This window comes from Methylobacterium sp. Leaf102 (genome assembly GCF_001422425.1).
GTDB lineage: Bacteria > Pseudomonadota > Alphaproteobacteria > Rhizobiales > Beijerinckiaceae > Methylobacterium.
Genome location: NZ_LMMX01000001.1, coordinates 728,258 through 747,493, shown reverse-complemented (window position 1 = coordinate 747,493; position 19,236 = coordinate 728,258). Strand labels below are relative to the sequence as shown.

16 protein-coding genes are annotated in these 19,236 nt (G+C 71.3%); 4 read left to right on the top strand and 12 right to left on the bottom strand.

The window, feature by feature from the left end:
- Positions 1–66: 66 nt before the first annotated feature.
- From ASF27_RS03605 to ASF27_RS03595, 3 genes are read left to right on the top strand one after another with little or no spacing between them, the layout of a single operon-like run.
- Positions 67–1,167, top strand: a complete 1,101-nt coding sequence (locus ASF27_RS03605) for a hypothetical protein (protein WP_056357713.1) — start codon at positions 67–69, stop codon at positions 1,165–1,167.
- On the top strand, positions 1,164–1,718 hold the full coding sequence (locus ASF27_RS03600) for a GspMb/PilO family protein (protein ID WP_056357711.1): 555 nt from the start codon (positions 1,164–1,166) through the stop codon (positions 1,716–1,718). Before ASF27_RS03605 ends, ASF27_RS03600 begins: the two co-directional genes overlap by 4 nt.
- The gene (locus ASF27_RS03595) at positions 1,715–2,362 is read left to right on the top strand and encodes a hypothetical protein (RefSeq protein ID WP_056357708.1); all 648 of its coding nucleotides are present in this window, start codon (positions 1,715–1,717) and stop codon (positions 2,360–2,362) included. The genes ASF27_RS03600 and ASF27_RS03595 overlap by 4 nt, the downstream gene beginning before the upstream one ends.
- Before the next feature lie 37 nt (positions 2,363–2,399).
- Here the strand turns inward: ASF27_RS03595 and gspD are convergent, their stop codons facing one another.
- The 4 genes from gspD to ASF27_RS03575 all read right to left on the bottom strand — a co-directional run bounded on the left by gspD (position 2,400) and on the right by ASF27_RS03575 (position 6,845).
- On the bottom strand, positions 2,400–4,886 hold the full coding sequence (gspD, locus tag ASF27_RS03590) for a type II secretion system secretin GspD (RefSeq protein ID WP_056357705.1): 2,487 nt from the start codon (positions 4,884–4,886) through the stop codon (positions 2,400–2,402).
- 427 nt (positions 4,887–5,313) lie between these two features.
- Entirely contained in the window at positions 5,314–6,033 is a 720-nt protein-coding gene (locus ASF27_RS03585; protein ID WP_056357703.1) for a cytochrome c biogenesis protein CcdA, read from the bottom strand.
- A gap of 82 nt (positions 6,034–6,115) precedes the next feature.
- Positions 6,116–6,508 carry a thioredoxin family protein gene (locus ASF27_RS03580; RefSeq protein WP_056165796.1) on the bottom strand — a complete coding sequence of 131 codons (393 nt, stop codon included), beginning with the start codon at positions 6,506–6,508 and terminating at the stop codon, positions 6,116–6,118.
- 148 nt (positions 6,509–6,656) lie between these two features.
- Positions 6,657–6,845, bottom strand: a complete 189-nt coding sequence (locus ASF27_RS03575) for a DUF1289 domain-containing protein (protein WP_056166883.1) — start codon at positions 6,843–6,845, stop codon at positions 6,657–6,659.
- Between the two features lie 352 nt (positions 6,846–7,197).
- Between ASF27_RS03575 and ASF27_RS03570 the strand changes: the two genes are divergently transcribed.
- Positions 7,198–8,940 (top strand): pilus assembly protein, encoded by a 1,743-nt coding sequence (locus tag ASF27_RS03570; RefSeq protein ID WP_056357700.1) that lies wholly within the window; start codon positions 7,198–7,200, stop codon positions 8,938–8,940.
- 22 nt (positions 8,941–8,962) lie between these two features.
- Here the strand turns inward: ASF27_RS03570 and ASF27_RS03565 are convergent, their stop codons facing one another.
- From ASF27_RS03565 to ASF27_RS03530, 8 genes are all read right to left on the bottom strand, one after another.
- Positions 8,963–9,661, bottom strand: a complete 699-nt coding sequence (locus ASF27_RS03565; protein WP_056357697.1) for a TadE/TadG family type IV pilus assembly protein — start codon at positions 9,659–9,661, stop codon at positions 8,963–8,965.
- Between the two features lie 8 nt (positions 9,662–9,669).
- Positions 9,670–10,260: a TadE/TadG family type IV pilus assembly protein gene (locus ASF27_RS03560; RefSeq protein ID WP_082478771.1), complete on the bottom strand. Its 591-nt coding sequence runs from the start codon at positions 10,258–10,260 to the stop codon at positions 9,670–9,672.
- Positions 10,261–10,498: 238 nt separating this feature from the next.
- On the bottom strand, positions 10,499–12,727 hold the full coding sequence (locus ASF27_RS03555) for a xanthine dehydrogenase family protein molybdopterin-binding subunit (protein WP_056357694.1): 2,229 nt from the start codon (positions 12,725–12,727) through the stop codon (positions 10,499–10,501).
- Between the two features lie 53 nt (positions 12,728–12,780).
- Positions 12,781–13,758: a xanthine dehydrogenase family protein subunit M gene (locus ASF27_RS03550; RefSeq protein WP_056357692.1), complete on the bottom strand. Its 978-nt coding sequence runs from the start codon at positions 13,756–13,758 to the stop codon at positions 12,781–12,783.
- A 116-nt stretch (positions 13,759–13,874) separates the two neighbouring features.
- On the bottom strand, positions 13,875–14,489 hold the full coding sequence (locus ASF27_RS03545) for a 2Fe-2S iron-sulfur cluster-binding protein (RefSeq protein ID WP_056357689.1): 615 nt from the start codon (positions 14,487–14,489) through the stop codon (positions 13,875–13,877).
- A 448-nt stretch (positions 14,490–14,937) separates the two neighbouring features.
- Positions 14,938–17,292, bottom strand: coding sequence for a TonB-dependent receptor (locus ASF27_RS03540; protein WP_156467444.1), 2,355 nt, complete (start codon positions 17,290–17,292; stop codon positions 14,938–14,940).
- 46 nt (positions 17,293–17,338) lie between these two features.
- The gene (locus tag ASF27_RS03535) at positions 17,339–17,698 is read right to left on the bottom strand and encodes a hypothetical protein (RefSeq protein ID WP_056357684.1); all 360 of its coding nucleotides are present in this window, start codon (positions 17,696–17,698) and stop codon (positions 17,339–17,341) included.
- A gap of 27 nt (positions 17,699–17,725) precedes the next feature.
- Positions 17,726–19,096 (bottom strand): PepSY domain-containing protein, encoded by a 1,371-nt coding sequence (locus tag ASF27_RS03530; RefSeq protein ID WP_056357681.1) that lies wholly within the window; start codon positions 19,094–19,096, stop codon positions 17,726–17,728.
- Positions 19,097–19,236: the final 140 nt, after the last annotated feature.

The following is a 19,236-nucleotide window of genomic DNA, read 5'->3' as shown; positions in this document are numbered from 1 at the left end:
CGTTGGGTTAACAACGTGTCTCCCGGAGCGGCCCCTCGCTTGCGGATGCGATCGAAGGCGCGGTTCATGGAGGCGGATCTCATGGACACGGTGACGCCCTCCGCACCCCTGCGGGCCGCCGGGTCGTCCGGCCGCCTCCCGGGGATCCGGGGCCGGCTCGCCGGCTGGGCCGCCCGCGCGGGCTTCGCCGAGGTCCGGTCGGACCGGCCCACGACGGGGATCCTCCTCAGTCCCGAACCCGGCGGCCGCACCCTCCTGCTCACCGACCGGCGCGGGCCGGAGCCCCGCACCTATCGCCTCGACACGGACGCGGACGACTTCGCCGAGCGCCTGAGCGCGATCCGGGGCGGCGGCCGGGGGCTCGGCGCCAAGATCCTCCTCGATCCGGCGCAGTGCTTCGTCCGCACCCTGACCCTGCCGACGGCGTCCCTGCCGCGCATGCGCGAGGTGCTGGTGCAGGAACTCGAGGCGGCGACCCCATTCCGGGCCGAGGGCGTTTACAGCGACTGGTACGTCGAGGGCGAGGACGCCGCGACGCGGACCCTGCGCGTCCGCCACGTCGTCATCAAGCGCGTGCGCCTCGATCCGCTGCTGGCCGCCATGGGCCGGGCCGGCCTCGTGCCGGGTCCGGTCGCCGTCGGGCGCGCGGAGACGACCGCCATGCCGGTGGACCTCCTGTCGGGGGGGCGTCGGGCGATCCCGCCGCTGCTGCGCGGGCTCGGCCTCGGCGACCTCGCGCTCCTGGCCCTCGCGGGCCTGTTGCTGCTCGGCAGCCTCGTTCTCGTGCGGGACCATCGCGGCGCGACGCTGGCCGCCCTCGACGATGCGATCCTGGCCGCGCGGGGAGCCCCGTCCCTGCGCCGGGCCCCGCTTCCCGCCGGCGCCGCCGCGATCCTGGCGGGTGCGGCGGCTCGGCCGTCCCTCGCCCCGGTCTGGAGCGCCGTCGCCGACGCCCTGCCCGATGCGGTCTCGGCCGAAGCCCTGCGCCTCGACGCGCAGGGGTTGACCCTGACGCTGCTGGTCCGGGACGCGACCGATCCGCTGCCCCGCCTGGCGGCCCTTCCGGGCTTCGGGCCCGCCGCGGTGCTGGACGCGCCCGAGACGCCGGGCGCGCCGCGCCGGCTGACCGTGCGGCTTCCCCACCGGGCTCCGGAGCCGATGCCATGATCGCCGCCCTGTCCGATCGCGTCTCCGGCTGGATGCCGCGCGCGCCCGTCCTCCTCGCCCTCGGGGCCCTCGCGGTCCTGGGGCTCGCCGTCGCCGGGCCGGTCTCCGAGATCCGCGAACTCGGGGACGGGATCGCCGAGGCCCGCGACCGCCTGGCCCGCACCCGTGCGGCCGCCGCCCGGCCGGTCCCGTCGACGCCCTTCTCCGGGGTCGATGCGGACGCCGTGTCCGCCGCGTTCCGTGCCCGGATCGAGACCGCCATCGCCGGCCGCGCCGTCATCCTGGAGGACGTCACCGTGGTCCCGGATCCGGATCAGGTGCGGTTGCCGCTCCTGAACGCGGCCCTGCGCGGGACGGCCGAGGGGCTGCACGGCGTCCTGGCGGAGCTGGACGGGGGGCTTCCGCGCGTGCGCACCGAGACGGCGGAGATCGCGGTCGCGAGCCCGGCCGATGCGGACGAGGAGCGGCCGACCCTCCTGCGCCTGTCGCTGACCGTGCGCGGGCTGCTCGCGCCCGCCGACGCGCCGCCCCGGCCGGAGACGGGCCGATGAGGGCGCGCCTCGCCCCCCTGGCGTCGGCGCTGGCCGCGAGCCGTCCCGTCCCCCGGGCGCTCGCGGGCCTCGCGGGCCTCGCCGTGCTGGCCGCATGGGTCTGGCCCGCCGCCCCCCTCGATGCCGGGCCCGTGGCGGCGCCCGCCGCGCCGGTCCGCCGCGCCGACAGCGGCGGCGCGCTCCATCGCCCGCTCTTCGATCCCGACCGCCGGGCCTGGACCGCGCGGGGTTCCCTGGCGGACCTCAGCCCCGCGACGCCGATCCGCTCCGTGCTCCGGGTGCGCGGCATCCTCATGAGCGACGGCAGCGGACGCGCCCTCATCGAGGAGGAGGGGGCGGGCCTTCCCGTCTGGCTCGCCCCTGGCGAGGGCCGCGCCGGGTGGGTTCTCGCCGCCGTGCAGGCCGAGCGCGTCACCGTGCGCCAGGACGGCCGCACCTACGATCTCGCGTTCCTCGGGGAGCCCGCGACGCTGCAGCCGCCGCGCCGCCGGCGGGCGCTGGACCGGGCGCCGCCCGAGGCCGTCGTGCTGGCCGAACCGGCACCGGCCGCACCGTCGTGGGTCGAGCCGCCCGCCCTCCGGCTCGCCCCCGAGACGGTGCCGGCGCGCGTGCGCACGATCCCGATCACGCCGCCCCGGCCCTGATCCGCACCGGGGGGGCGCCGCTCCGCCCGATCCCGGGTCAGTCGACCATCCGGCGCAGGAAGCCGGGGGGGCCGGCCGGTGCGGCGGCCATGGGCATCGGCGCCGGCACGGGGCGCACCGGCATCATGGTCCGGAGCTGGGCCCGGAAATCCTGGCTGATCCGGTCGGCATCGACGGTGCCGCGGATCACCCGCGGGCGGATGAAGATGATGAGTTCCGTGCGGATGCGGCTGTCGATGCGGTTGCGGAAGGCCGGCCCGATCAGCGGCAGGTCGCCCAGCACCGGCAGGCTCTCGTTGGTGATCAGGGCCCGCTCCTGCACCAGGCCGCCGATGGCGAGGCTGTGCCCGTCGTGGACCGCGATGCTGGTGGCGACCCGGCGCTGGCGGATGGTCGGCGAGTTGATGGTCGAGGTGGTGGTCGGCACCACGTCGCTGACCTCCTGGTTGATGTCGAGGACGACGAGGCCGTTCTTGTTCACCCGCGGCGTGACCGAGAGGATCACGCCGGTGTCCTTCATCTCGATCTGGTTGAGGATCGGGGCGTTGCCCGCGAGCGCGCTCTGGCCCGTCTGCTTCACGATGGGCACCTGATCGCCGATCTGGAGCTTGGCCGTGCGGTTGTCGAGGACGGTGATATTGGGCGACGAGATGACGTTGACGCGGGTGATGCCTTGCAGGGCGTTGAGCACCACGCTGAAGTCGGGGTTGTTGAACAGGTAGTTGAAGCCCGTGACGCCGCGCGTCGCCGCCGCGATGAGCCCGGCGGTGCCGCCCGTCGCGGCGCTCGCCGCACCGATGGTCGCCGCCTGGGTGAGGTTGAAGCGCGAACCCTGGTTCTTGAGGAACCACTGCACGCCGAACTGGAGCTCGTTGTTGAGGGTGACCTCGGCGATCACCGTCTCGAGGAGAACCTGGGTCGGCATCGCGTCGAGGCTGGCGAGGATGCGCAGGAGCTTGTCGTACTGAGTGCGGGTGGCCGAGATCACGAGGCTGTTGTTGGCATCGTCGGCGACGACGCCGATGATGGCCCCCGCATGCGCCGCCTGACCCGCGTAGCCGGCCCCCCCGCCGTAGCCCCCCTCGTGTCCGGCGGCACCGAAGACGCCGCCCCCGGTCGCGGGCGAGCCGCCCCAGGCTTCGCCGCCACCGCCGCCGAAACCGGCCGCAGCCGCACCGCCGCCGAAACCTCCCGCACCCGTGGCGGTGGCACCGATGCCGCCCGCTCCGGCCCCGCCCGCCTCGCCGCCGAAGCCGCCGGCTCCCGACGCACCGCCGGCCCCGGGAAAGCCCGCGCCCGCCCCTCCGAAACCGGACGCGCCGGCACCTGCCGCGCCGAAGCCCGCCGCGCCGAGACCGGCGGCGCCAAGACCCGGTGCTCCGAGCCCCGGTGCTCCGAGCCCCGGTGCCCCGAGACCCGCCCCGCCGTAACCGCCGCCTCCGCCCCCATAGGCGCCGAGTCCGCCCACGCCGAGTCCGCCCGCGCCGAGCCCGCCATAGGCCGCACCGCCATAGCCCCCGCCGCCGTAGCCGCCCGCGTTCGCCCCGCCCCCCATCTCGGCGGCGATGACGCCCTGCAGCACGGCGGCCAACTCCTTGGCCGAGCGATTCTGGATGCGATAGACGAAGAGCTGGCGCTCCCGGTCGGCGGCGACGGATTCGAGGCGCGCCGCCCAGTCCCGCGCGCGGTCGAGGTAGGCCGCGCGGGTGCTGATCACCAGGACCGCGCCCAGCGCCTCGTTGGGAACGAACCGGATGATGTCGCCGGTGCCGGCGGTCTCGCCGCCGAAGATCTGGGTGAGGTTACGCGCCATCGCGGCCGGATTCGCGCTGCGGACAGGCAGGATCGCCGTCGACATCCCGCGCATCCAGTCGACGTCGAACACGCTGATGGTCTGACGCAGGGCCTCGATCTGGGCGGCGTCCCCCGACAGGATGAGGAGGTTGCGGACCCGGTCGACCCGCAGGACCACGTCGCGGGGCGCCACCGAAGAGAGGATCGCCTGCATCTCCGCGGCGGCGATCCAGCGGAGCGGCACGGCCTGGGCGCCGCCGCCGGCGGCCCCGAGCCCCTGCACCGGCACGGCGCCGGTGGCAGGCCCCGCCGGTACGATCTGCGCCGTGGTGCCCCGGCGGCGCAGGGTGAGGTTGCGGCTCGACAGCGCGCTCTCGAACATCCGCAGGAGGATCTCGCGGCGCACGGGCCCGGCCGTCTGCAGGGTGATGGTGCCGGAGGCGCGCTCGTCGAGGGTGTAACCCCAGCCGAGGGCATCCGTGAGGACCGCCTTGGCGGCGACGGCGATGGGCACCTCGACGAGGTTCAGGCTGACGACGCCGGGGCGGAACTCCACCGCCTGTTCGGGTACGCCGCCGATGAACTGGTCGGTCCCCCGCCGCGACACCGACTCGGCCGGCGGAACCGGGCGGCCATAGACGGCATCGGGCTCGGCCGCCGTCGCGACGCCAAGGCCGAGGGCCGAGGCGCCGAACGCCAGGAGGAGACCGAGGGATGCCGGGATTCCCATGACCGTTCGTGCCTGCTCCCCATTCCCGGGTTGATCCTCCGGCGGTTATGGGGTGGGCTTCATTAAGAGACCGTTTACCACGATCGAACCATTCGCGGCCGCAGCTGGATTTCGTAACGATTGAATAACCACGTGCTATTCCAGAAACATCCGAACTTCGTGAAGATCTGCGATGAAGAAGGGGGGGGCGGTTCGGTGCGCATCGCCGCTCCGCCAGTCCTCGCCTGTCGGGGGCGTGATGGGTCTGGACCGCAACCGGGTCCGTTGCTCCGGGACGATGCGCCGAAGCTCTGTGTTCCCGGTGTCTGGGTCGCAGGCTGTCTTGTCGAGACCGCGCGAGATCCCCGATGCTTCGCCTTTCTTGGGAATCATGTCTGCCGCCCGGTCGTGCGCCGTCCCGTCGCGGGCGCCCGCGAGGAGTGGGTGTTCAGAACCGCGTCGTCAGGGCGGTGAGCCAGGCGGGCGAGGCGTCGACGAGGGCGGTCTCCAGGACCTTGTCGAGGCCCGTCAGGATGGCGAGGCCGGTCGCCGCCAGGATCAGCCCGAGAACCGCCTTCAGACCCTGGCCCAGGCCCATCATCCGGCCGCGCCAGCGCAGCAGCGTCGCCCGCGACAGGGTGCCGAGGACGACGAGGGGCAGCCCGGCCCCGAGGCCGAACGTCACCATGGTCAGGGCCACGGCGGCGAGGTCGCGGCCCTGCGCCGCCAGCAGGGAGGCGGCCCCGAGGGTCGGGCCGACGCAGGGGCTCCAGACCGCGCCGAGCAACAGGCCGACGCCGAACTGTCCGCCGAGGCCCGTGGAGGACACGCCGCCGAATCGCGCCTGGACCCGGTCGCTCAACGGGCCGGCGGCGACGGCGAGGCGCGTCTGGGCGGCGGGCAGCATCAGGACGAAGCCGAGACCGACCAGCAGCAGGGCGGCGCCCTTGCGGAACACATCCGTATCGAGGCCGAGTCCGAAGCCGATGGTGGCGACGAACAGCCCGATGGCGACGAACGCGAGGGCGAGGCCGCCCGCGAGCGCCACGGGCCCGTAGCGGTGCTCCGAACTCGCCGCGCCGAGGACGAGGGGCAGCAGCGGCAGCACGCAGGGCGAGAGCACCGACAGGAGTCCGGCGAGGAAGGCGAGGCCGAGGGAGGTGCCCATGGGTCGCCTTACGCGTCTCTCACGGAACGCCCGCCGCATTGAAGCGGGATCCCGGGGCGATCGCGCGGATTGTCGGGCACGCCTAGAGCGCCTTTTCCACCAGGCCCTCGATCCATTCGGGCTGGGTCTCGCCCACCGAGCGCCCGGTCTCGGTCTCGCCCTTGAAGACGATTAGCGTGCTCTGCATGCGGGCATCGAAGCGGCGCAGCACATCCTTGCGGCTGTCGAAATCGACATCGAAGATCACGAGGTCCTTGAAGCGCGGGTCCTGTGCGAGCTTGGCGAGGATCGGCTTCTGCGTCTTGCAGATCGGGCACCACGGGGCGCTGACCTCGACGAGGATCGGCCGACCGGCCTTCTGAGCCGCCGCGAAGGCGCCGGCCTCGAAGGGCATGGGGTCGGCCTGCGCGGGCATCGCCAGGACGGCCAGGGGCAGGAAGGCGGCGAGGCCGAGGAGTGCGCGGCGCATCATCATGGGGGTGTCCTCCGCTGAGCCGTCGTCCCACGTTCCTGCGGCGCGGCCCTTGAGACAGGCTTACGGGATCGCGCCGCGCCTGTCTGCGACGGAGCACGGCGGCCCCGAAATCTTGATCGGGGTTACATTCGAGGGAGCGGCGACCCGTTCAATCCGGCTGGGGGGCATCCTGAACCTTCCGGACCCGGGCGGGCAATTCGCGCAGAAGCGCCGTGCGCCGGAACGGCGTCAGCTTTATCCAGGCGCGGATCTCCGGGATCGTCCGACCGCATCCCACGCACCAGCCGGTCCGACCGTCGAAGCGGCAGACGGCGATACAGGGATCGTTCTTGCGCATGGTGCCGGCCTCCCGCCCGGGGCGATGCGTGCCCCGCGCCCGGTCATACGGCATCATGCACGGATGCGCGCGGCCCCTGCGGATCGGACCGACCACCACACGCGACCGCTGCGGTGCCAAAGCGCTCTCCGCCGAAGTGGATGCCGGTTCGGCGAAAAGAGCGCGGCATGACAAAGGCCGCGCTCGAGATGTGTCCCGACCCAACGTGGTCGGGCGCAGCTCTAGGTCTGGCCGCGGAGTTGTATCGTGATTTCGATCCGATCAATGGTAGTGTAGCGCCTGTTCGAAATCGTACACGAGGTATTAATCGAAACCTGATGGATGTGTCCGGAGATCGATCAGGACTCGAGCGATGTCTCTTACACGTCGATTTCTCGGCGACAGGCGCGGCAATATCGCGGTCATCTTCGGACTCAGCTTTCTCCCGCTGATGTTCCTAGCCGGAACCGGCATCGACTACGGGCGCGCCTCGTCCATGCGCGCCCGGTTGCAGAACGCCGTCGACGGGACCGCCCTGAGCCTGTGCCAGACCGGCACGGCCACGACCAGCGCCGCCCTCGAGGATCAGGCGACGAAGCTCATCGCGTCCTACATGCCGGGGGCGACGTTGGAGACGCCGCTGGCCATCGGCGCCAATCCGCGCACGATCCTGGTCAAGGCCAGCGCCACCTACCGGACCGCCTTCGCCAGCCTTCTGCGCATCAACACCATCGATGTCGGTGCGGCGTCGCAATGCGCGACTCCCATGGCGCAGACCTTCGAGATCGCCATCGCCCTCGATACGACGGGCTCGATGGACGTGGCGGGCGGCTCGGGCACCAAGATGTCGGCGGCTCAGGACGCCGCCAAGAAGTTCATCGACTACGTCTACACCAAGCCGGCCTTCAGCCCGCAGACCCGGATCTCCATCGTTCCCTTCGCCGGAGGGGTGGCGGTGGACCCCAAGACCTACGGGTCGACGACGCCCTGGATCGATGGAGCCGCGAAGTCGGCCTATCACTGGACCAACGTCGACTTTTCCGCGGCCAGCAGCACCGTCAAGACGGCGATCAGGAGCCGGTTCGATATCTTCGATCAGCTCAGGAAACTCGATTCCAGCTGGGGTTGGGCTGGCTGCCTCGAGACGTTGCCCTACCCCCTCAACGTCCAGGATTCGGCCCCCACCTTGGACGACCCCAACAGTTATTTCGTGCCGATGTTCGCCCCGGACGAACCCGGCGGTGACACGACGGGCAAGGTGACCCTCAGTGTCCTTTCCAAGAGTCCCGACACGAAGAACAGCTACACGGGGCTTCCGCTGCAAGCGCAAACTTACATCAATAGCTATCTCGACGATAATACGAACGAGCCGAGTTGCGCCTTCAAAGCGATGACTCTGACCGAGGCGGAGATGCGTGTCTGCAAATACTACAAGCCGGTGTGGTCCGTCTCCACCTCGAAGAACGTGCTGCAACTGCCCAATGGCCCGAACAACGGTTGCACGAGCAAGCCGCTTCAAACCCTGACCAACGAGACGGGGAAGCTCAAGACCCTCATCGACAGTCTGATCGCCAGCGGCAGTACGAACATCTTCGAAGGGTTCATGTGGGCTTGGCGGACGATCTCCCCAACCAGCGTCTTCGGTCAGGCGACGGCCTACAGCGACACGAGCGTTCGGAAGGTCATCGTTCTCATGACCGACGGCGAGAACTCATGGTACCCGAATTCCGCGTTCGATCTCACAAACATGCATAACTCCATCTTCAGTCCGTTCAGCTACATGATCAACGCCAACGGAACCAAGGTGTCGGGAAGCCCAGGGCTGCCGAGCCGTCTCACGTCCGGGACGGGGACGCCAACGACGTTGGCTCAGGCCCGGGCCGCCCTCGATGCCCTCACGCGCGAGGCCTGCACCAACGCCAAGGCGCGCAACATCGCCGTGTTCACCATCGGCTTCAGCGTGCCGAACGATCCCATCGACCAGGCGGGCATCAATCTGCTGCGGGACTGCGCGACGGTTCCGGCCCAGGCCTACGTCGCCAACTCGTCCACCGCCCTGATCGCGGCCTTCGACGACATCGCCAAGAGCATCGGCAAACTGCGCATCGTGCGCTGACCCGGCGGGCGGACCGCGCCTCTCAGTTCGCGGTCACCGGACAGGCGACGCCGGCGGGCAGGACGACCTCGTCGTCGGCGCCGCCGGTGACCGCCTTGCCCTGGCGGGTCGGCCAGACGACCGTGTCCTCCAGGGGGAACTCGGCGGTGCTCGCCCGGGTGAAGCTGACGTACGCGGCGCCCAGAACCGGTGTGTAGGGCGTCGTGACCTGGGCGACCACGAGGCGCATGCCGTGGCGGTTGTAGCTCGCCGGGATGGTCAGGCTCGCGGGGGCGAGGCCGACGGGCCATTTGGCGGTGGCCGGGGATGCGTCGCTCGAGCAGATCCGCACCGTCCGCGTCGTGCCCTGCATGTAGATGCCGATGGCCGCGACCCGGATGACGGCCTTCGTCGCGTCGAAGGGACTGTAGACGAGCTTCGAGGCCGCCAGGATGCTGTCCATGGTCGTGCGCGTCATGGGTGAGGTCGTGTCGCCGAGGGACGTGAGGTCGGCAACGGTCCGGGTCAGCAGGGTGGTGCGCCGCTGGGCCATGGTGCCGCGGGCCAGCTCGGCGCTGCCGACATAAACCAGCAGCAGCACCGGGGCGATGAGGGCGAACTCGACGGCCGCCACGCCGTCCCGGGCCCGCCGGAAGCGGCCGAAGGCGCCCGGGGCCGGCCGGTCGGTGGCGGGAAGAGACGCGCCGGAAACGCGGCTCGGGGGCAGGGGGGTGCGCAGCATCCTCGGGCCTAGAACGGTTCCGTGCGAAAGACCTGGACGGAGTGCAGCAGGCGCGAGCCGTCCGCGAAACTCTGGGTGATGGGGAACATTAGTGTGAAGCTCGGGTACTTCACGGCCGCCTGCACCACCACGATGGTGCTCGCCTGGGCGTTCGCGTAGGCCGTGCCGAACCCCGTCGACCAGTCCCGGGTCGACGGATCGACGGGATTGGTGCTCGTACCCGCGGTCATGGATGCGTAGACCCGCACCTCCAGCTTCACGTCCGTGCACCGGAACAGGGTCAGGCGCTCGGCCCCGTTCACCTGGCACAGCTTCTGGCGCAGGTTCTCCAAGATCGTCGCCGGGTCGGTGACGCCGGAATTAGCACTCTGGAACTGTCCCGTCTGGATCGTGCGCGTCGCGTCCGCGAGGGCGTCGTCGAGGGTCTGGCTCGCCCAGAACATCATCGACATGTCGATGATGCCGGTGATCAGGGCGAGGAACGGAAACGCCAGGATGGCGAACTCCACCGCCGTGGCACCCGCGCGGGCATGCCGGAACCGGCTGACCAGCGTCTGCGGCGTGAGGGCCCGGCTGGGAAGGTAAGGCGAGGGGACCATGGGGCGACGGGGCTTCGGGCTCGCACCGCGATCCGGTGCGCACGCTCTACCTGCCCCCCTGCTCCTTTCGAACCCCTTGCATTCCGCGCTTGCCGGGCAGCATCGCACAAGGTTGTCTGCGCGAAGCGCGGCCCGCCCGCTTCAAACGGAGGGAGACGACCTGGATCACGACGTCGTCGCGCTCCGCATTCGGTCCGGATCTTACGCCGATCATCATGAAATCGTCGGTCCGAACGTGTCAGGTCGGCCGTACCGGGGGCCGATCGCGGGCCTCGAGACCGCGCAACACCTTGTCGAGGGTGAGAGGGTAGTCGCGAATACGGACGCCGGTGGCATTGTAGACGGCGTTGGCGAGGGCCGCCCCGGCGCCGCAGATGCCGAGTTCGCCCAGCCCCTTGCTCTTCAGCGGGTTGGCCTTGTCGTCGAGTTCGGAGAGAAACACCGCGTCGATGGCGGGAATGTCCGCATGGGCCGGCACGTGATACTCGGCGAGATCGTGGTTGACGAAGTGGCCCGTGCGCGGGTCGATCACCACCTCCTCCATCAGGGCGGCGCCGACGCCGAACACCATCCCGCCGATGGCCTGCGAGCGCGCGGTTTTCCGGTTGAGGATGCGCCCCCCGGTGAACACGCCGAGCATCCGGCGCAGGCGCACCTCGCCCGTATCGGCATCGACGCCGACTTCGGCGAAATGCGCGCCGTAGGAATATTGCGAGAACGCCTCGGTCATGGCGCCGGGCTTGATCTCCCCCGTGGCCTCGATGTCCCCGGCGCGGCCGGCGATGTCGGCCAGGCTCTCCGAACGGTTTCCGGAGACGACGCGCCCGTCCGCGAAGCGCGCTTCCTCCGGGCCGAGTTCGGCCGCCGCGACGATCTTCGCCCGCAGAGCCTCGCAGGCGACGTAGAGGGCCGACCCGGCGCTGCCGGCGCCGAACGAGCCGCCGGAACCGGCGGCTTTCGGAAGGCGCGTGTCGCCGAGTTCGACGTGAACCCGCTCCACCGGCAGGCCGAGCATATCGCCGGCGATCTGTGCCAGGATCGTGTAGGTGCCGGTGCCGATATCGGTCATCGCCATGCGGACCGTGACGGAGCCGTCGCTTTCGAGGCGGATGGCGGCCGACGAGGGCCTGAGCGGGTTGAGGCGGGCGGCCGCCGACACGCCCAGGCCGACGAGCCACTGCCCCTCCCGCGTCGTGCCGGCCGCGCGACGCTTGTCCCATCCGAAGCGCGCGGCGCCTTCGCGCAGGCACGGCACGAGTTGGCGGGTGGAGAACGGCACCCCCTTCTCCGGGTCCTGGGTCGGCTCGTTGCGGATGCGCAGCTCGATGGGATCGATGCGAAGGCGCTCGGCGAGTTCGTCCATGGCGCATTCCAGCGCCAGCATGCCCACCGCCTCGCCCGGCGCCCGCATGGCCGAGGCGAGCGGCAGGTTGAGGGTGGCGAGCCGATGCTTCGTCATCCGGTTCGACGCGGCGTAGAGGGAGCGCGTGGCATTGGCCGAGGTCTCGTAGAACCCGTCACCCGGCGTGGTGTCCGACCAGGATTCGTGCCCGATGGCAACGAGCCGGCCGTCCGGTCCGGCGCCGAGGCGCAGGCGCTGGATCGTGTCCGAGCGCCGGGTGGTGACGTGGAATTCCTGCTGGCGCGTGAGGGCCACCTTCACCGGCCGGCCCACCGCCTTCGAGCCGAGGGCGGCGAAGATCGCGTCGGCTTGGGGCTGGAGCTTGCCGCCGAAACCGCCGCCGATGTAGCGGCTCACCAGTCGCACGTTCTCCGGCGGCAGGCCGAACACCGATGCGAGGGAGGCCTGGCCGCGGTTCAGCATCTGGTTCGACGTGAACAGGGTGACGTGGTCGCCCTCCCACGACGCGATGGTGGCATGCGGCTCCATCATCGCGTGGGTCTGGACCGGTGTGGTGTATTCGACGTCGACTTGCACGGGCGCTCCCGCAAAGGCGCCCTCGAAATCGCCCAGCGTCGAATCCGGCGGACTCTGCAGCTGCTTCGGGACCACGGCACCCGCCATGCCGGCCCGCAGGCTGTAGGCGCCGGTCTCCCGCGCGTACTCGGCCCTGATCGTAGCGGCGGCGGCGCGCGCCTGCTCGAAGGTCTCGGCCACCACGAAAGCGATGGGTTGGCCATGATGCCGGATCTCGGGTCCGGCCAGGACCGGAGCGACCTGCTCCTTCTTCTCGCCCTGGGGCGGCACGTTCTCGTGGGTCATCACGTGGAGCACGCCCGGCATGGCCTCGGCCGCCCGCACGTCGAGCCGGCGGATCCGACCCTTGGCGATGCCGGCCTCCACGAGGGCGCCGTAGGCCGGGTTCTTCAATTCGCGCGTCTCGTAGGCGTAGGGCGCCGCGCCCGTCACCTTCAGACGACCCTCGATCCGGTCGATGGGCTTGCCCAGCAGGCCGTCGGGCCTGTCGTCGAGGGGCGTGCGGCCGATCGGCTGGTTCATGTCCATCGGACGATTCCTGATTCTTCTGGGATTGGGCGTCGCGGGAGGCTCGAAGGGTCTTAGGCCCTGAGCGCCTCGGCCACGACGGCGCGCAGGGTCCGGCGGGTGAGCGGAATCTTGAAGTCGTTGCCGCCCTGGCCCTTGGCCCCCGCCAGGACCGCATCGGCGGCCGCGTCCGGATCGCCGTTGGAGGCGACGAGGGCCGCCTCGGCCGCCGGGACCCGCCAGGGCTTGTGAGCGAGGCCGCCGAAGGCGAGGCGGGCGGCGCGGATCCGGCCATCGGCACTCTTGTCGATCACCGCCGCCACGGAGATCACCGCGAAGGCGTAGGACGCCCGGTCGCGGACCTTGCGGTAGAGATGCGTGCCGGCCACGGGCTTGCCGAGGGTCACGGCGGTGACGAGCTCGGCCGGCCGCAACGCGGTCTCGATCTCGGGCGTGTCGCCGGGCAGGCGATGGAAGTCGGCGAGCGGGATCGTCCGCTCCGTGCCCTTGGCGTCGACGGTCTCGACAGTTGCGTCGAGGGCCCGCATCGCCACCGCCATGTCGGACGGGTTGGTGGCGATGCAGGCCTCGCTCGCGCCGAGCACGGCATGGATACGGGTGAAGCCGCCGATGGCGGCGCAGCCGGAACCGGGAGCTCGTTTGTTGCAGGCCTGCGCGGTGTCGTAGAAGTACGGGCACCGGGTCCGCTGGAGCAGATTGCCGGCGGTGGTCGCCTTGTTGCGCAACTGCCCGGAGGCACCGGCCAGCAGCGCCCGCGACAGTACCGCGTAATCCCTGCGGATGCGGGGATGGGCGGCGAGATCGGCATTGCGCACCAGGGCGCCGACGCGCACGCCGCCGTCACCGGTCTCCGTGACCTCCGCTAGGCCGAGCCGGTTCACGTCGACGAGGTGAGCCGGTGTCTCGACCTGCAGCTTCATCAGATCGAGCAGGTTGGTGCCGCCGGCAATGAAGCGGGTGTTCGGTTGCGCGGCCGCCATCTCGGCCGCTTCCGCCACGGTCTTCGGTCGGGCGTACGTGAAGGCTTTCATCGGCGCGGTACCCGTTCTGGTGGGGTCCTGTGGACAAGATACCCATCCGTCCGAATCCCGAAGGGACAACAACGGGATGGGACGGGACGGTGTTTCCCGTGAAACACTCCGTTAACTCAGCCGCTGCGGCCCCCGGCGTCGACGATGGCCGCGACGATGTTCGGGTAGGCGCTGCACCGGCACAGATTGCCGCTCATGCGCTCGCGAATCTCGGCCTCGGTGAGTTGCGGGACGGCCAGGAGGTCGGCGCTGGCGTGGCTCGGCCATCCGGCCTCGACTTCGGCCAGCATGCCCTTGGCCGAGCAGATCTGCCCCGGCGTACAGTAGCCGCACTGGTAGCCGTCATGATCGAGGAAGGCCGCCTGGAGCGGGTGCAGGGTGTCGCCCTTGGCCAACCCCTCGATGGTCTCGATGGCGTCACCCTCGTGCATGGCGGCCAGGGTCAGGCAGGCATTGATGCGGCGTCCGTCGACCAGCACCGTACAGGCCCCGCACTGGCCGTGATCGCAGCCTTTCTTGGTCCCGGTGAGATCGAGGTGCTCGCGCAGGGCGTCGAGGAGGGTGGTGCGGGTGTCGAGGACGAGGTCGCGCGCCTCGCCGTTGATGGTCAGGCGCACCGGCAGAGTCTGCGGGGCCGGGTCGCCGGGGGCCGGCGCGAGGGCGGCGAGACCCGGCCGGACGGTGCCGAACCCGGCGACCCCGAAGGCCGCGAGGGCGGCGGCCCCCTCCATGACCCTGCGGCGGCTCGGTCCAAGCCCTGAGCCAAGCCCTGAGCCAAGTCCTTCCCCGAGCCCTGTCTCAAGTCCTGTCCCATGCGGGACGGGCCGACGTGACCCGATCTCGCGGGCGGTCTCGTCGCTCATGCGCTGGTCCCCTGCATTCTCGCGATCGATCGCCCGGCCAATCCGAAGCCCGCACGGACAAGGGGGCGACCAGTCTGGAACCGATACGAAGTCTGGAACCGAACGCGCCGGGGGCGCCGTCCGATCCCGTTCCGCCGGCGCCAGTTGAAATAGGGCCGGGGCGCCCGCGCGGATCGGAACAAGGGGACCGAGGATTCCGGACGTCCCGGCCCGGCGACCGGCCTCCCCGGACACCCGACCCTACGCCACCCTGCCGAATGGGCGCGAAAAAGCCCGTTCGCGCAGGCGGGCGACGCCGGCGTACGCCCTCGGCGTCTCAGAACGACAGCTTCATGCCCGCCACCACCGTGCGCGGCGCGCCGGCATAGACCGAACCGGTGATGCCCGCGAGGACACCGGCACCGTTGAGACCGCCGGTCCCGGCGTTCAGGCTGTTCGCGAGGTTCTGGACCGACGACGCGTAGGTGCGGTCCAGAAGGTTGCGTGCCTCGACGTAGAGGTTGAGACGCCGGGCGTAGCCGCCGGTCAGGTCGGTAACGTAGTGGACGTTGGCGTTGACGAGGGCGTAGCCCGGGGCTTTGAGCAGGTTGGCGTTGTCGACGAAGAAATCGTCCTGCGCCACCACCTCGACGAAGCCGCCGAGTCCCGAGAGGGGGCCGCCGACCTGCTCGTAGCCGAGGCGGGCGAGGAGCTGGTGGGCGGGCACGCCCGGGATGAGCTTGCCGGCCCGGTCGAACCGCGCGGTGAAGCTTACCCCGCTCAGCTGCTCGACGTAGCGGGTGTAGAACTGATCGTCGAAGGTGTAGGCGAGGGTGGCGCGCCAGCCCGGGCTGAAGGCCCAGTCCGCCGCGACCTCGATGCCGCGGTGCTCGGAGGCCGGGGCGTTGAAGGTGTAGGCCAGAAGCCCGGCGCCGGGCGATTGCGAGACCAGTTCGTTGCGGAAGAACTCGTAGAAGCCGGTGAGGCTGAAGCGCAGGCCCTCCCACGGAGTCCAGTCGGCGCCGAGATCGAAGCCGAGGTTCTGCTGGGTCTGCAGCTGGGTGTTGTTGCCCGGCACCCCGGCCGGCGTCACGAACAGGCTGCCGGCGGCCGGGGCGGTGTAGCCCGTGGCGGCCCGGCCGCGGAACGCCCATTCGGCGCTCGGCCGGTAGACCAGGGCGAGCTCCGGCGCGACGTTGAGGAAGCTGCGGTCGGCCAGGGCCGGACTCGTGGTCCGCCCGGCCGCCGAGTAGGCGTAGGCGAGGTTGCGCCCGGTGATCCAGGTGTTCTCGGCGCTGATCCCGACCACGCCGGTCCAGGTGTCCGACAGGGCGACCTCCGTCCGCGCCCGGCCGCCGAGGTTCGACTGGACGGCGAACTGATCGCCGATGAGGGCGCCGAGCGTCGGCCCCGCGAACGGTGTCAGGTTGAAGGTGGTGGCGTGGGAATCGAGGGCGCTGAAGGAGAGCGCCGCGTAGCTCACCGCCGGCAGACCGAACAGCTCCGAGCGGTGGGTGATGTCGCTCATCGCGTTGTAGGACGGCACGCTGCCGCGCCCGGAGCTCGTGAAGAACGCTTGGTTGATGTTGCGTTCGTCGAAGCCGACCTGGGTCCGCCACGTGGTCTGGGCGTCGATGTCGTGCTCCCAGCGCGCGGCCACGATGGTGCGCCGGTCCTTGCGCTCCAGCCCGACCTCCGTCGCCGTCACGGGGGAGGTGGCGCCGAAGGCGCCGTTGCGGAAGAAGCTGTATGTGGTGCAGCCCGAAGCCGCGGTGGCTGCCGAGGCGCAGCCGCGCTGGTACGGGTTGATCCGGTACTGGTTCAGGGAGGCGCGCGCGGCGATGTCGGCGTGGAGCTCGTTGTTGATCACCTTCAGGGTGAAGCGGTTGTCGGGCGTCGGGGTGTAGCTCGCCAGCAGGTTGACGGTCTGCGTGTCGTAGGACGAATGGTCCTGGTAGCCGTTGGCGCGGACGTCGCTGGCGAACAGGCTGATCTCCACCGGGCCGCTGACGCCGCCGACGGTGAAGTAGTTGCTCAGGTACCCGAAGCTGCCGGCATCGACCCCGACCTCGTAGCCCAAGATCTTCCCGTCCGAGATCTCCCGTCCCGTGCGGGTGCGGAACGCCAGCGCGCCGCCCGTGGCGTAATTGCCGAACAGCGCCGATTGCGGACCCCGGAACACGTCGATGCGGGAATAGGCGCGCGGGTCGACGAGATCGAACCGCGAGAAACCGTCCGGCTGGGTCAGCACGAAACCGTCCTCAAGGACGACCATGTTGCGGGTGACCCCGGTGGAGCGGGCGTTGTTGCCGCGTACGGAGATGATCACGTCGCGGGCGCCGTTGCCCTGGCGCACGGTGACGCCGGGGCTGTCGAGCAGCACCGAGCCGATGTTCGTCGCCGGCCGGTTGGCGATGGTGCTGTCCCGCCCGACGGCGGTGACGATCTGGCCGACGGGATTCTCGATGACGCTCGCGGCCGAACCCGGCAGGGCGGCGACGCCGAAGCCGGTGCGTCCGGTCGGCCGTCCGGTGCCGTCGCCGACGACGGAGACCTCGTCGAGGGTGACGCTGGACGCGACCTGCGCCTGCGCGGCGGCGGGAACGGATGCGGCGGGCAGGCAGGCGGCGGGCAGGCCCGCGGCGGGGAGGAGGAAGGCGGCGAGGCGCCGTCGTGCGGGAGAGAACAGCAACATGGGAAAACGCGTCCGATCGGTCGAAGGGGGAGGGGCGACGGGATCAGGACGGGAGGGGCGGGGCCCGGGGCTGGCCGGCGGGCCGGGGCCGGCGGAGGGAGGGGATCGGGGGCGGTGTCACCCAGGCGACCGCGTGCCACCGGGCGGTGCGGGCCACCCGTGGGCCGGTCGGGACGAGGGGCGCGAGGGCGATGCCGGTGCAGAACGGGCAGGCCGCACAGGGGCCCGGCATCCCGTCCTCCGCCGCGACGGCGGCTTCGATGCCATGGCCGCAGATGATCGCGTGGGCCAGGGGATCGGGCGGGGGCAGGCGCAGGGCCGCCCCCGGCGCCAGGGCCTGCAGCCAGAGGGCCAGAACAAGAAGGGCGGTTCCGAGGCGGTCCCGGAGGGCGCGGGAAGACACGGGCGACGCGCCCGGTAAGGGTCGGCTTCAGGCCGCGATCCGCCCGGCGAGGGCACGGCCGCCGCAATCGAGGAGGATCATCGCCAGGATCGCCGCGCCCGTGAGCGGGAACAGGGCGCCGAGGCCGAGAACCAGGAGCGTGACCCCGGCGACGACGCGGGGCGCACGCGGCCAGGGCGGGATGCCGAGACTCCCCGAGGGTCGGCGCTTCCACCACATCACCCCGGCGGTGACGCTCAGGAGGAGGCCGGCGAGGCAGACAGCGAGCATGAGGAGCTGGTTGAGCCGGCCGAAGGTCTCGCCCTTGTGCAGGCCGATGCCCCACTGGATCGCCCGGCCGACGATGCCGATCTCGGAAAAGCGCACGTCGACGAGGGCCTGGCCGGTGTACTGGTCGAGGGAGATCATGCGCTGGCGGGTGACGTCGCGCGGGTAGGCGGCGGCGGCGTAGACGCCGGTCTCGCCCACCGGCAGGGCGAGTTCGTAGCCCGCCGGCATGCCGCGCTCCACGAGGATCGCCGCCGCCCGGTCGAGGCCGATGGACTGGCCGGGGGCCGGCCGCGACAGGGGCACTGGCGCGTCCTCAAGGGCCCAGCCGGCGGTGGTGAGGGCGTCGCCCATGGGGACCGTCGACACCGGCACCCGCGCCCAGAGGGCGCTCGGCTGGCCGAGGCCGGCGGCGTTGGACAGCGCCCGCAGCTGCTGGCCCCAGACGATGGACCACGGCAGGCCGGTGAGCGCCAGGAACAGCAGGCCGCCTCCGGCCACAAAGCCCGTCACCGCGTGGAGATCGCGCCACCACACCCGGCGGCGCGGCGTACCCCGGACGCCGACGACCCCGCCGGACTGGCCGCGCAGCCACCACAGGTAGGTGCCGGTGATCACGAGCACGACGAGGAAGCCCGCCACCACCTCGACGATCCCGTTGGCCACCGGCCCGAAATACGACAGGCTGTGCAGGCGCCGGATCACCGCCATCACGTCGCCATCCGCCGCGACGTGGCCGACGATGTCGCCGTTGCGCGGGTCGAGGGAGACCAGGGTCCTGGCCCCGTCCTTCACCAGGGTGACCACCGCCGGGGATGTCGGGCCGGCCGGGTCGAGGTAGGTGAGGGGGGTGGCGTCCGGCACCGCCTGGCTCGCCACGTAGACGAGGCGGTCCGGGCCCAGGGACGCTCCGTCCGAGGCCGGGACGACGAAGCGCCGGGTGAACAGGGCGACGTTGATCTCGTCCTTGAACAGGTAGAGCGCCCCCGTGGTCGAGAGCAGGATCAGGAACGGCAGGCAGATCAGCCCGGCATAGAAGTGCCAGCGCCACACGGCGCGGTAGACCGCCTCGCGGGAGAGGCGAATGGGCGCGGCGAACGGCGCGGCGGCGCCGGTGAGGGAGGAGGGCATGGTCGTCCTGGACGGTCGCGAGCGCTCGGGGCCGCGCCTCGCGGGCACGGCCGATCCATCGAACCCGTCCGGTCTGGCGGACGGTCGTTCGGGGATCGGGGCGCCGGCCGCACCGAAGCTCGGCGGCGGACGAAGGGCGC

Coding starts and splice junctions, on each gene's coding strand:
- ASF27_RS03570 (WP_056357700.1), top strand. CDS start 7,198: ATGTCTCTTACACGTCGATTTCTCGGCGACAGGCGCGGCAATATCGCG.
- ASF27_RS03585 (WP_056357703.1), bottom strand. CDS start 6,033: ATGGGCACCTCCCTCGGCCTCGCCTTCCTCGCCGGACTCCTGTCGGTG.
- gspD (WP_056357705.1), bottom strand. CDS start 4,886: ATGGGAATCCCGGCATCCCTCGGTCTCCTCCTGGCGTTCGGCGCCTCG.
- ASF27_RS03550 (WP_056357692.1), bottom strand. CDS start 13,758: ATGAAAGCCTTCACGTACGCCCGACCGAAGACCGTGGCGGAAGCGGCC.
- ASF27_RS03530 (WP_056357681.1), bottom strand. CDS start 19,096: ATGCCCTCCTCCCTCACCGGCGCCGCCGCGCCGTTCGCCGCGCCCATT.
- ASF27_RS03560 (WP_082478771.1), bottom strand. CDS start 10,260: ATGGTCCCCTCGCCTTACCTTCCCAGCCGGGCCCTCACGCCGCAGACG.
- ASF27_RS03575 (WP_056166883.1), bottom strand. CDS start 6,845: ATGCGCAAGAACGATCCCTGTATCGCCGTCTGCCGCTTCGACGGTCGG.
- ASF27_RS03555 (WP_056357694.1), bottom strand. CDS start 12,727: ATGGACATGAACCAGCCGATCGGCCGCACGCCCCTCGACGACAGGCCC.
- ASF27_RS03605 (WP_056357713.1), top strand. CDS start 67: ATGGAGGCGGATCTCATGGACACGGTGACGCCCTCCGCACCCCTGCGG.
- ASF27_RS03545 (WP_056357689.1), bottom strand. CDS start 14,489: ATGGAGGGGGCCGCCGCCCTCGCGGCCTTCGGGGTCGCCGGGTTCGGC.
- ASF27_RS03600 (WP_056357711.1), top strand. CDS start 1,164: ATGATCGCCGCCCTGTCCGATCGCGTCTCCGGCTGGATGCCGCGCGCG.
- ASF27_RS03565 (WP_056357697.1), bottom strand. CDS start 9,661: ATGCTGCGCACCCCCCTGCCCCCGAGCCGCGTTTCCGGCGCGTCTCTT.
- ASF27_RS03595 (WP_056357708.1), top strand. CDS start 1,715: ATGAGGGCGCGCCTCGCCCCCCTGGCGTCGGCGCTGGCCGCGAGCCGT.
- ASF27_RS03580 (WP_056165796.1), bottom strand. CDS start 6,508: ATGATGATGCGCCGCGCACTCCTCGGCCTCGCCGCCTTCCTGCCCCTG.